The organism is Streptomyces scabichelini (genome assembly GCF_011045015.1).
Lineage (GTDB): Bacteria > Actinomycetota > Actinomycetes > Streptomycetales > Streptomycetaceae > Streptomyces > Streptomyces scabichelini.
Genome location: NZ_JAAKZY010000287.1, coordinates 1 through 11,758, shown reverse-complemented (window position 1 = coordinate 11,758; position 11,758 = coordinate 1). Strand labels below are relative to the sequence as shown.

Below are 11,758 nucleotides of genomic sequence, written 5' to 3'. Positions count from 1 at the left end.
CCCCCGCTCCACCCAGCAGGCCGTCGAACGCGACGCCGCCCTCGTCCAACTCGTCCGCCGCGAGCTGCCGTTGGACCCGAACGCCCGCATCCGGGTGCGGTCCGCCGACGCCCGCGAAGGGCTCGCCAAGGTGCCGGACGGCTGGGCGGACCTCGTCATCGCGGACGTGTTCAGCGGGGCTCGTACGCCCGCGCATCTGACCTCGACCGAGTTCCTCGACGACGTCCGCAGGGTGGTCAAGGCGGGCGCTCTCTACGCGGCCAACCTCGCCGACGGCCCGCCGCTCGCCCACCTGCGCGGGCAGATCGCCACGGCGGCGGGCGTCTTCCCGGAACTCGCGCTGGTCGCCGACCCTGCCGTGCTGCGCGGCAAACGCTTCGGCAACGCGGTCCTCGTCGCCTCCGACCGCCCGCTCCCGATCGCCGAACTGACCCGCCGCGCCGCCTCGGACCCGCACCCCGGGAGGGTCGAGCACGGGAAGGCGCTGGCCGACTTCACCGGGGGAGCCGCGGCGGTCACGGACGCGGCGGCGGTGGCGTCACCCGCGCCGCCCCCTTCCGTGTTCCGGTGACTCAGGCGACGCAGCGACTCAGATGACTCAAATGACTCAGTAGTTCCCGATCTCCACCCGCGGCGGGCCGTCGTGCCAAGTGCAGAACACCGTCACCCGGTCCGCGCCCGAGCTGAACTCCACCCGGATCCACGTCTCCGTCTTCCACACCTGCATCGACCAGCCCGCGCCCGGCGTCGCCGACACCAGCGTCGCGGACGTCCTGCCGAGGTCGAAGACCGCGCGCCCGCCGTCGGTGTCATAACTCTTGATCTGGCCTGCGGCGGTGGGGGAGGGAGAGGGGCTGGGCTTGTCGGTCGGCGTCTTCGAGGGCGCCGGGCTCGGCTTCCGGGTCCCGGCCGGGTCCTCGGCCGGGTTCTTGGACGGCTTCTGCGACGGGCTCTTCGGCGGCTGCGCGCGCGGCGTCCTCGTCGAGGAGGCCAACGGCTTCGAGTCCTGCGTCGTCGCGTCGCCCGCCGTGATGGGCAGCGCGCGGGGCGGGTCGTACGCCGTCCCCGCCATCACCGTGTGGACCCCCCACCACGACAGCGTGACCGCCGCGCCCGTGGCGAGCGACCAAGCCAGCACGTGTACGAGTCCTCTGCGCATCGCGGGCCATACTGCCTCACGCGTCCCGCCAGTGTCGCCCGTCCGGAGCGTTCGGGGAGGCGACGCGGACTCTGCGCGGAGTTACTCGGATTTGCCTCGCGATGTCCGCGCGGTCGTCTGGGCTGACCTGCCTTTCGGCCGGGGGTCCGGGGGTTGTCCCCCGGGAAAATGCAGTATCCACAGGTGCCGGATCTGCGTCCCTCGCATGGCGTACGGTGCGGCGCATGGCAAGTGTGCTCGTGGTCGAGGACGACCAGTTCGTACGCTCAGCCCTCATCCGGCACCTGACCGATGCCTCGCACACCGTGCGCAGCGTCGGCACGGCCCTCGAGGCGCTGCGCGAGGTCGCCCATGTCCGTTTCGACGTGGTCATCCTGGACCTCGGACTGCCCGATCTCGACGGGTCCGAGGCCCTGAAGATGCTGCGCGGCATCACGGACGTGCCGGTGATCATCGCGACCGCACGGGACGACGAGACGGAGATCGTCCGGCTGCTCAACGCCGGCGCGGACGACTATCTGACCAAGCCGTTCTCGGTCGAGCATCTGTCGGCGCGGATGGCGGCGGTGCTGCGCCGCTCGCGCGCCGCCGGGGACGTACCGCCGTCTCGGGAGATCCGGGTCGGCGGCCTGACCGTCGACCCGCTGCGGCGTCAGGCCGAGCTGGACGGCGTACGACTGGATCTGACCCGGCGTGAGTTCGACCTGCTGGCCTTCCTCGCCGGGCGGCCCGGGGTCGTCGTGCCGCGCAAGGAGCTCCTTGCCGAGGTGTGGCAGCAGTCGTACGGGGACGACCAGACCATCGACGTCCATCTGTCGTGGCTGCGAAGGAAGTTGGGTGAGACGGCGGCCAAGCCGCGCTATCTGCACACCCTGCGGGGAGTCGGCGTGAAGCTGGAGCCGCCGGGGTCGTCGGAGGCAGGGCCGCCGCGATGAGGTGGGCACTGGTCAAGGTGTGCGTGGCGGTCACCACGATGGTGGTGGTGGCCTTCGCGGTCCCGCTCGGGCTCGTCATCAAGGAGATGGCCAGGGACCGGGCGTTCTCGAACGCCGAGCGGGAGGCCGCGGCCATCGCGCCCGCGCTGTCCATCACCACCGACCGGGACCAGCTGGAGCGGGTCGTCGCCTCCGCGGGCTCCGACTCGGGGATGGCCGTGCACATACCCGCCGCCGACGGCGCGGCGGCGGTCGACATCGGCAGGCAGCGCGCCGCCGGCAAGGACATCACCACGACCCGGAAGCTGGGCCGGGCCTCCACCACGGAGGTGCCCGGCGGCTCCACGCTGCTCCAGCCCACCGCGCTGAGCTCCGGCGAGATAGCGGTCGTCGAGGTGTACGTCCCCGAGTCCGAGGTCAGCAACGGAGTGGCCACGGCCTGGGCGGTACTGGCAGCTGTCGGGGTCGCGCTCATCGTCGGCTCGGTCGCGGTGGCGGACCGGCTCGGCGTGCGGATGGTGCAGCCGGCGCAGCGCCTGGTCGAGGGCGCGCACGAGCTGGGGGAGGGGAAGCTGGGCGTCCGGGTGCCGGAGGACGGGCCGACCGAACTGCGGCTCGCCGCGGTCGCGTTCAACTCCATGGCCGACCAGGTGGTCCAACTGCTCGCCAACGAAAGGGAGTTGGCGGCCGACCTGTCCCATCGGCTGCGTACGCCGCTGACCGTGCTGCGACTCAACGCCGCCTCGCTCGGCGACGGTCCCGCCGCCGAGCAGACCCGGTCCGCGGTCGCACAGCTGGAGCGCGAGGTCGACACGATCATCCGGACCGCCCGCGACGCGAGGCCGCAGACCGCGGCGATCGGCGTCGTGTCCGGGTGCGATGTGTCCGAGGTGGTCCGGGAGCGCATGGGCTTCTGGTCGGCGCTCGCGGAGGACGAGGGGCGCAAGGTGCGGGTCGCCGGGGTCGACCGGCCCGTACGAATACCCGTGGCCCGCGCCGATCTGGTGGCCGCGCTCGACGCGCTCCTCGGGAACGTGTTCCGGCACACGGCGGAGGGGACGGCCTTCGCGGTCGACGTGCACAACGGCGAGGACGCCGTGATCGTGCTCGTCTCCGACGCCGGGCCCGGCATACCGGACCCCGAGGCGGCGATGGCCCGCGGCCGCGGCTCCGGCAGCGAAGGCTCCACCGGCCTCGGGCTCGACATCGTGCGGCGGCTCGCGGAGTCGACGGGCGGGGACGTGCGGATCGGGCGCTCCGTGCTGGGCGGGACCGAGGTCCGGATCTGGATCCAGCTGGACGGGCGCGAACCGGAGCGGCGGGGGCATCGAGGGTCGGTACGGCGCCGCAGGACCACCAAATTGGTCTCTACCTTTAACCGGCCCCGATCCCTTCCTTAAGCGCACCCTAAGATCCCCAACCCCCGTCCGTATCAAGGTGTTTGTCCGATTCCTGATCGCTAGCGTGCTGCCGCACCCACCCCCCTGAGAAGTGAAGGCAGGCACGCGATGAGCACCCATCGGCGCACAGCCAGCGGTCGGAACAAGGCGATAGGCGGCATCGTCGCCGCGGCCGTCGTGGGCGGCGGTGCCTTCCTGTTCTCCGGGACCGCACAGGCGGCCGGGGTCGGCGCCGCGTACACCAGGACCAGCGACTGGTCGACGGGTTACTCCGGGCAGTACGTCATCACGAACGACACCGATAGGACGAAGGCCGACTGGACGCTGGAGTTCGACCTGCCGGCCGGCGCCAAGCTCAGCTCGCTCTGGAACGGTGCGTCGAGCGTGAGCGGGCGGCATGTCACCGTGCGGCCGCCGTCCTGGGACAAGGACGGCCTGGCCGCCGGCGAGTCGGTCACCGTCGGCTTCGTGGTGAACGGCACGGCGGCTCCGACGGGTTGCCTCATCGACGACGCCAAGTGCTCGGTGGACGGCGGCGCGACACCGGAACCGAGCGGCCGCCCGACGCAGTCCGCGACCCCGACCCCAGCCCCGACTGCGACGGCTACCCCGACCGCGACCGCGACGCCCAAGCCGAGCGCCACCGCACCTGACGCCGGGGACGGTACGAAGGCGAGCGCGGGCTTCGCGCCGTATGTGGACACCTCCCTCTCCCCGGCCTTCGACATGCTCGCCACCGCCGAGAAGACGGGCGTGAAGGAGTACAACCTCGCCTTCGTCACCGACGGCGGCGGCTGCACCCCCAAGTGGGGCGGTGTGACGGACCTCGGCGGCGACGCGGTGGCCGCACAGATCGGCGACCTGCGGGCGAAGGGCGGCGACGTCCGCGTCTCCTTCGGTGGCGCGGCGGGCTCGGAGCTGGGCACGACCTGCTCTTCGGCGGACGCCCTCGCGGCGGCGTACGGCAAGGTCGTGGAGACGTACAACCTCACGAAGGTCGACTTCGACGTGGAGGGCGGCGCGCTGCCGAACACCGCGGCGAACACCCGCCGCGCGCAGGCGATCGCCAAGCTCCAGGCTCAACACCCTGACCTGGACGTGTCGTTCACGCTGCCGGTCATGCCGGAGGGCCTGACGCAGGACGGCGTGAATCTCCTCTCCGACGCGAAGTCGAACGGCGTCGGCATCGACACGGTCAACATCATGGCGATGGACTACGGCCCCGCGTACAGCGGTGACATGGGCACCTACGCCGAACAGGCCGCCACCGCCACGCAGGCTCAGATCAAGGGAGTTCTGGGGCTTTCCGAGTCCGCCGCCTGGAAGACGGTCGCCGTCACGCCGATGATCGGCGTCAACGACGTGACGACGGAGATCTTCAAGGTCGACGACGCTACTCAGTTGGTGAACTTCGCCAGGGAGAAGGGGCTCGGCTGGCTTTCCATGTGGTCCGCCACCCGCGACAAGCAGTGCCCGGGCGGCGAGAAGCCCTCCGCGGACGCGACGTGCAGCTCGATCCTCCAGGACGAGCACGCCTTCTCGAAGGCTTTCGCCGCCTACAAGTAGGCACCCCTACAGGTAGGCGCCCCTGCAAGTAGGCCCAGGCAAGCCGTCCTCCGCACCACGGGGGATCACGGGGGAGCAGGCGTCCCGGCCGGACCACCCCCCACCCGGCCGGGGCGCCACCGCATCACTCGGGCCGCCACGGCCGCGTACCCGATGCCCACCGCCAGCGAGGCGAAGAGGGCCAGGAGCGGGAAGTCGTCCCTGAGGTGGGGATAGACCTGGAAGTGCGTCAGGTAGATGTAGAGCGAGCTGCTCGCCAGCACCCCCGCCACCCGGTTGAGCGAACTCAGGCTGGGCAGTGTCGGCACCCAGATCAGCAGCGTGAGCCCGGCCGCCACGAGCGCCGTGCGCAGCGGCTGGCCGTGGAACAGGCCGGGCACGGTGAGCAGAAGCGCCGCCGTCAACAGCGACCGCTGCCGCACGGTCGTCGCCCGCGCCGCCGCCCACCCCAGCGCGAACAGCCAGAAGACCACGGTGGGGCCCAGGTGGTAGCGGGCCGGCGCCACTCCCAGCAGGTCGTACCGCCCGATCAGCCCGATCCCCGTCAGCGCCAGCGGCACCCCGAACGCGTACCGCCGCTCCAGCCGGTCCAGCAGCGGGACGGCCATGAGCACGCACAGGGCGACCAGGACGTAGATGAGGGCTTCCACGTACCAGTAGTGCCACTCGTAGCGTTCGGTTCCTTGGTCGAGCAGGCTGTTGAGCAGCACGGCGTTGGCCGGGTCGTACCGGCCGGTCAGCACCACCACGCCGGCGATCCACACGATGCTCGGTACGGCGATGCGGGCGATGCTGCGCCCCAAGTGCCGTATGCGCTCCCGGTGTCCGGCGCCGGTCAGGTGGAAACGGGCGAAGTTGTAGCCCGCGACGCCGAGGAGTATGTGGGCGGCACCTTGGAGCGAGAAGACCGGGATGTGGGAACCGACGATCAGGACGATGCCGACGGCGCGCAGGGCGATGCCGGTCTCCAGGGAGCGCCGGACGCTCCGCGTTCGGGGCGGTGATCCCGGAGACCGCCAGGGCCGACGAGCCGTATGTTCCGTCGTTTCCGCTGTCACCAGGGGTGCTTGCGCTGTCGGCGTCGGCAGAGACACTGTCGCGGACCGCAGTTCGCGGATCGGCCTCGTGTGCCAGTCGGTGGGCAGTCCGCCCAGTGTCTCCTCCAGCCGCAGGGACATCTCGACGTAGCAGAGTGAGTCGCCGCCCAGGCTCACGAAGCTGCTGTCCTCGGTGGCGTCCGGACGGTCGAGGATCTCGGCGTAGAGCGCGCGCAGGTCGGCGGAGGAGTGCGCCGGTTCCTCCGATACCCGGGATACCGGGGAGACCGGGCGTTCCTCCGGTGCCGGGCGCGTCAGTCGTCGTACGGCCTCGTAGTCGGGCTTCCCCGTGGCGAGCCGCGGGAGTTCGGGGAGGGCCAGGACCCGGACCGCGCGGGCCGGGAGCCCGCACTCCTGAGCGACCAGTCGCCGAAGGCGGGCCTGCGCCTCCTCGTCCGCGTCGCCGAGCGCGGCCACCGCCAGGGTGTCCCCGTCGCCCGCGCAGTACGCCCTGACCCCGTGTTGTTCCAGCAACGCCTCGACGCGCTGCGGGTCGATCCGCAGGCCGAGGATCTTCGCGAACCGGCTGCGGCGGCCGACTATCTCGTACAGCCCGTCGGGTGCGCGCCGGGCCAGGTCGCCCGTGTGCAGCTCCTGGACGGTGCGGCCGAGGGCGAGGTCGGCGGGGCTCTCGGCGTAGCCGAGCATCACGTTCGGCCCGGAGTAGACGAGTTCGCCGACTTCCGGACCGTGGTCGTCCTGGCCGTCCACGGGGGCCAGTCGGAAGGAGCCCCTGGGGATCGGGATGCCGACGGCCTCCGGGCGCTCGGCGGCGAGGTGCGGTGGCAGGTAGGCCATGCGGGCCGTCGCCTCGGTCTGCCCGTACATGACGAACAGTTCCCAGCCGGATCGGCACCCCAACTCGGCGTAGCGGCGCACGCGTTCCGGCGCCAGGCGGCCCCCGGCCTGGGTGACGCGGCGCAGGTGCGGCAGCTCCATCCGGTCGAAGCCGACCCGGTCGAGCAGGTCGAAGGTGTATGGCACCCCCGCCAGGGACGTGCCTCGGGCGGCGCGGAACTCCTGCCAGAAGGCCGCGTCCGACACCGACCGCTCGGTGAGGATCAGCCCGGCGCCGCGCAGCAGGTGGCTGTGGATGACCGAGAGGCCGAAGCAGTAGTGCGGGGGGAGGGTCGTGGCCGCGCGGTCGGTGTCGGTGATGCCGAGGTACGTGGCGATGGACTCGGCGTTTGCCTGAAGGTTCTCGTGGGAGAGCCGCACCAGTTTGGGTGAGCCGGTCGAACCGGAGGTGCTCAGCAGCAGCGCGAGGTCGGGGTGGAGGGTGTGGGCGCTCCCAGCTCTCCCAGTCCTCACGGCCCTCCCAGCCCTCCCGGCTCTCCCCGGGTCCCGGCGCCGGTCCTCGAGGGTCCAGGTGCCGTCCGCGTCCGGCCGGGCCACGACATCCGGGTCGTACGCGCTGGTCAGCGAGGCGACCGTGCTGTCGCTGTCGCCGGGGACGAGCAGGACCGGGTGGCCGGCGGACAGGGCCGCCAGGTGGACGACGAGGGCGTCGGCCCGGTTGGCGCCGGCCAGCAGCACCAGTCGGCGGGTGGGGCCGAGGCGTTCGACGGTGGCGGAGACCTGGTCGGCGAGTGCGCGGTAGGTGAGTTGACCCGTCGGTGTGTGGAGGGCGATGCGGTCGCCGTACGCCGCGAGGTCGCGTGCGAAGGGCACGCCGTGCGCGTGCGGTCGTACGGGCGGTTCGGCCGGGAACGGAAGCGACGTGGTGGGGCGAGCGGTGGCCGCCCCGGCCGAGAGCCGGACGGCGGACGGGACCCGGAGGGGATCGGAGGACGGGACCCGAAGGGGATCGGAGGGCGGGACCCGGACGGGGCCAGAGGGGTGCATCACGGGGCGCGACCTTTCCGCGGCAGCGTCCGCCGTTGACACAGGCCTCGCTAGCACAGGCCCCTTGACGCTTAGGCAAGCTTTACCTTATTCATAGCATGTTCACAGTTGGCTTGAAAATATCGATTCGCCGCTTGCTGACCGACGACGCGACAGCGGCGTAAAGGCGAGCTACGCAGGAAGGTTCCTCACCATGCGACGCCCCTCGGCTCGCCGGATCACCGCGTTCGTCGCGGCTGGTTTGCTACTCCCTGCCCTCGCCGCCTGCGGCTCCGACGACGACAAGAGCGGTCAGGCGGAGGGCGATTCCGGCCTCGTCATCTACTCCGGCCGCAACGAGAAACTCGTCAAGCCGATCCTGGACAAGCTGGAGAAGGCCGTCGGCGCCGAGGTCGAGGTGCGTTACGGCGACAGCGCCGAACTGGCCGCCCAGATCCTGGAGGAGGGCGACCGCACCAAGGCCGGACTGTTCTTCTCCCAGGACGCCGGAGCCCTCGGCGCCCTCTCGAACGAGGGCGTGCTGGAGAAGCTGCCGCAGGCCACCCTCGACAAGGTGGACACGTCCTACCGGGGCGGCGAGGGCGACTGGGTCGGCCTCTCCGGGCGCGTCCGCGTCATCGCGTACAACCCGGACGAGGTCACCGAGGACGAGGTCCCGGACAGCGTCCACGACGTGGTGAAGCCGGAGTGGAAGGACAAGGTCGGCATCGCGCCCACCAACCCCTCCTTCCAGGCCTTCGTCACCGGCATGCGCGTCCTGGAGGGCGACGACGCCACCCGCGAGTGGCTGAAGGCGCTGAAGGACAACGGCGCCAAGACCTACGCGCACAACCTCGCCACCCTGGACGGGGTCGAGGCCGGCGAGGTCTCCCTGGGCCTGGTCAACCACTACTACTGGTACGAGCGGGTCGCCGAGAAGGGCGAGGACAAGGTCGGCTCCAGGCTGCACTTCCTGCCCGGCAAGGACCCCGGCGCGCTGATCAACGTCGCCGGGGCGGGTGTCCTCAAGGACAGCGGGCAGAGCGAGACCGCCCAGAAGGCCGTCGACTTCCTGCTGTCGAAGGAGGCGCAGACCTACTTCGCCGACAAGACCATGGAGTACCCGCTGGCCGCGGGCGTCACGAGCACCGTCGAGGACCTGCCGCCGTTCGACTCCCTCCAGTCGCCCGAGATCGACCTGGGCAAGCTGGAGTCCGTCCAGGAGACCCAGGCGATGCTCCAGGACGTCGGACTGGTCTGAGCGGCGTGCGCACACCACCGCGGTCCGCGTCGCGCCCGGCCGGAGCGTCTGCCCCGGCCGGGCGGAAACCGCGTACGGCATCCGGGCCACCCGGGTCATCCGGCCGGAGACCGCCGCTGATCCTGCTCGTCCCCGCCTGCGCCGCCGCCCTCCTCGCCCTGCTCCCGCTCGGCTACCTCGCCGTCCGCGCCCTCGAACGCGGCCCCGGCTACGCCTGGAAGATCGTCGCCGACGAACGCACCCTCCAGCTCCTCGGCCGCAGCCTCGGCCTCACCGCCGCCGTAGTGGCGGCCTGCCTGGTGCTGGGCGTCTCGCTGGCCTGGCTGACCGTGCGCACCGCCCTGCCCGGCGCCCGCGCCTGGTCGGTGCTGGCCACGCTGCCGCTGGCCGTACCCAGCTATGTCGCCGCGTTCGCCTGGCTGTCCGCCGAACCGGGGCTCGCCGGGTTCGGCGGCGCCGCACTCGCCCTGACCCTGGTCAGCTTCCCGTACGTCCAACTGCCGGTCGCCGCCGCGCTGCGCGGCATCGACCCGGCGCAGGAGGAGGCGGCCCGCTCCCTCGGCCACGGCCCTCTGCGCACCTTTCTTCGGGTCACCCTTCCCCAGCTGCGACCGGCAGCCGCGGGCGGGGCGCTGCTCGTCGCGCTGTACGTCCTCTCCGACTTCGGCGCGGTCTCCCTCATGCGGTACGACACCTTCACCCGGGCCATCCACACCTCGTACCGCGCCTCCTTCGACCGCACGCCCGCCGCCGCGCTCAGCGTCGTGCTGGTGGTGATGACGGTGGCACTGGTCGCCGCGGAGGCCCGTACGCGCGGACGCGCCGGACACACCAGGACCGGAACGGGCACCGCCCGCCCGGCCGTTCCGCTCCCCCTGGGCCGGTGGCGGCCGCTCGCGCTGCTGTGGTGCGGGGCGGTGGCGGCCGTGGCCGTCGTCTTCCCGCTCGGCACCCTCGGGTACTGGCTGGCCGTCGGCAGCTCGGCGACCTGGGACCTGGCCGGGCTCGCGGACACAGCCTGGGCCACGCTCGGAGTCGCGGCAGCCGGCGCCGCCCTCACCACGGCCCTCGCCTTGCCGGTCGGGGTCATCGCCGCCCGGTACCGGGGGCGCGGCGCACGGCTCCTGGAACAGGCGGCGTACGCGGGCCACGCGCTGCCCGGCATCACGGTCGCGCTGTCGCTGGTCTTCTTCGCGGTCCGGTACGCCTACCCGCTGTACCAGCAACTCCCGCTGCTGGTCGGCGCGTACGCCGTCCTCTTCCTGCCGGTCGCGGTGGCCGCCACCCGGGCCGCCGTGCTCCAGGCGCCGCCCGCCCTGGAGGACGTGGCCCGGTCGCTGGGGCGGCGTCCGTGGCAGGTCCTGCGCGAGGTCACCGTGCCGCTGGCCGCGCCCGGGGTGGCGGCCGGGGCGGCACTCACCTTCGTGGTCTGCATGAAGGAACTGCCCGCCACCCTGCTCCTGCGCCCCACCGGCATGGACACCCTGGCCACCCGCCTCTGGACCGAGACGGGCGCCGGATCCTTCGCGGCCGCGGCCCCCTACGCCGCCGCGCTGATCCTGCTGGCCGCCGTCCCCTCGTACCTCCTAGGCAGGCATCGCACATGAACGAATCCCTCGTACCTGGGAACGAACTGCGCGTACAGGGGCTTACCAAGTCGTACGGCCCAGGGGCGCCGGTCCTTCAGCAGCTGGACCTCACCGTGCCCGCCGGAGCCGTGGCCGCCGTCCTCGGCCCTTCCGGCTGCGGAAAGACCACGCTGCTGCGCATCATCGCGGGCTTCCTGCGCGCCGACGCGGGCACGGTCCGGGTGGGCGACCGGGTCCTCACCGGTCCGGGTGTCCATCTGCCGCCCGAGCGGCGCTCCGTCGGCATCGTGCCGCAGGAGGGCGCGCTCTTCCCGCACTTGAGCGTCGCGCGCAACGTGGCCTTCGGACTGACGGGCGTGGACAGGGGGGAACGAAGGCGCCGTACGGAGGAGATGCTGGACCTGGTCGGCCTCGCCGGATACGGCGACCGCATGCCGCACGAGCTGTCGGGCGGACAGCAGCAACGCGTCGCCCTCGCCCGGGCGCTCGCCCCGCGTCCCCGACTCGTACTCCTGGACGAGCCGTTCAACGCCCTCGACAGCGCACTGCGGGCGGGGGTACGGGCGGACGTACGGGCCGCGCTGAAGGCGACGGGCGCGACAGCCGTCCTCGTCACCCACGACCAGCAGGAGGCCCTGTCCACCGCCGACCTCGTCGCCGTCGTCCGAGACGGCCGGGTCGCCCAGTGCGCCACCCCGCAGGACCTCTACCGCCACCCCGCCGACCCCTGGGTCGCCGATTTCGTCGGCGACGCCGTCCTGCTCCCCGGCACGGTCGACAGCGACGGCACGGTCGCCACCCCCCTGGGCGCCGTCCCGCTCTCCGCCCCGCCCGCCGACCTCCGCGCCGGCACGGTGCTGCTCCGCCCGGAACAGCTCCGGCTGACCGGCCCGAGCACGGAGGGCGCGGTGCGCGGCACGGTGACCG

At 72.3% G+C, this 11,758-nt stretch carries 9 protein-coding genes; 7 read left to right on the top strand and 2 right to left on the bottom strand.

Going from position 1 to position 11,758, the window contains the following annotated elements:
* A partial coding sequence (locus G5C60_RS45990) for a spermidine synthase (RefSeq protein WP_165269442.1) occupies positions 1 to 571 on the top strand: 571 nt, incomplete at its 5' end.
* A gap of 36 nt (positions 572 to 607) precedes the next feature.
* On the opposite strand, the gene G5C60_RS45985 is transcribed toward G5C60_RS45990, so the two are convergent.
* The gene (locus G5C60_RS45985; protein WP_165269440.1) at positions 608 to 1,159 is read right to left on the bottom strand and encodes a hypothetical protein; all 552 of its coding nucleotides are present in this window, start codon (positions 1,157 to 1,159) and stop codon (positions 608 to 610) included.
* Positions 1,160 to 1,383: 224 nt separating this feature from the next.
* On the opposite strand from G5C60_RS45985, the gene G5C60_RS45980 reads away from it, so the two are divergent.
* The 3 genes from G5C60_RS45980 to G5C60_RS45970 all read left to right on the top strand — a co-directional run bounded on the left by G5C60_RS45980 (position 1,384) and on the right by G5C60_RS45970 (position 5,060).
* On the top strand, positions 1,384 to 2,094 hold the full coding sequence (locus G5C60_RS45980) for a response regulator transcription factor (protein WP_165269438.1): 711 nt from the start codon (positions 1,384 to 1,386) through the stop codon (positions 2,092 to 2,094).
* The gene (locus G5C60_RS45975; protein WP_165269436.1) at positions 2,091 to 3,494 is read left to right on the top strand and encodes a HAMP domain-containing sensor histidine kinase; all 1,404 of its coding nucleotides are present in this window, start codon (positions 2,091 to 2,093) and stop codon (positions 3,492 to 3,494) included. The genes G5C60_RS45980 and G5C60_RS45975 overlap by 4 nt, the downstream gene beginning before the upstream one ends.
* A 108-nt stretch (positions 3,495 to 3,602) precedes the next feature.
* Complete coding sequence (locus tag G5C60_RS45970) at positions 3,603 to 5,060, top strand: glycoside hydrolase family 18 protein (RefSeq protein ID WP_165269434.1); 1,458 nt, start codon at positions 3,603 to 3,605, stop codon at positions 5,058 to 5,060.
* Positions 5,061 to 5,125: 65 nt separating this feature from the next.
* Here G5C60_RS45970 and G5C60_RS45965 read toward each other — a convergent pair whose 3' ends face one another.
* Positions 5,126 to 7,828, bottom strand: coding sequence for an AMP-binding protein (locus tag G5C60_RS45965; protein ID WP_338146123.1), 2,703 nt, complete (start codon positions 7,826 to 7,828; stop codon positions 5,126 to 5,128).
* A gap of 367 nt (positions 7,829 to 8,195) precedes the next feature.
* Between G5C60_RS45965 and G5C60_RS45960 the strand changes: the two genes are divergently transcribed.
* The 3 genes from G5C60_RS45960 to G5C60_RS45950 form a co-directional block, all read left to right on the top strand.
* A complete protein-coding gene (locus G5C60_RS45960) occupies positions 8,196 to 9,242 on the top strand; it encodes an iron ABC transporter substrate-binding protein (RefSeq protein WP_165269432.1) in 1,047 nt (348 codons plus the stop codon).
* Between the two features lie 5 nt (positions 9,243 to 9,247).
* Positions 9,248 to 10,849 (top strand): ABC transporter permease, encoded by a 1,602-nt coding sequence (locus tag G5C60_RS45955; RefSeq protein ID WP_338146122.1) that lies wholly within the window; start codon positions 9,248 to 9,250, stop codon positions 10,847 to 10,849.
* Positions 10,846 to 11,758: ABC transporter ATP-binding protein (locus G5C60_RS45950; protein WP_165269430.1), on the top strand; the 913-nt coding region annotated here is incomplete at its 3' end. The genes G5C60_RS45955 and G5C60_RS45950, both read left to right, overlap by 4 nt.

Bases quoted from the DNA above. Each gene is read 5' to 3' on its own strand.
- G5C60_RS45985 (WP_165269440.1), bottom strand. From the start codon at position 1,159: ATGCGCAGAGGACTCGTACACGTGCTGGCTTGGTCGCTCGCCACGGGC.
- G5C60_RS45960 (WP_165269432.1), top strand. From the start codon at position 8,196: ATGCGACGCCCCTCGGCTCGCCGGATCACCGCGTTCGTCGCGGCTGGT.
- G5C60_RS45980 (WP_165269438.1), top strand. From the start codon at position 1,384: ATGGCAAGTGTGCTCGTGGTCGAGGACGACCAGTTCGTACGCTCAGCC.
- G5C60_RS45975 (WP_165269436.1), top strand. From the start codon at position 2,091: ATGAGGTGGGCACTGGTCAAGGTGTGCGTGGCGGTCACCACGATGGTG.
- G5C60_RS45970 (WP_165269434.1), top strand. From the start codon at position 3,603: ATGAGCACCCATCGGCGCACAGCCAGCGGTCGGAACAAGGCGATAGGC.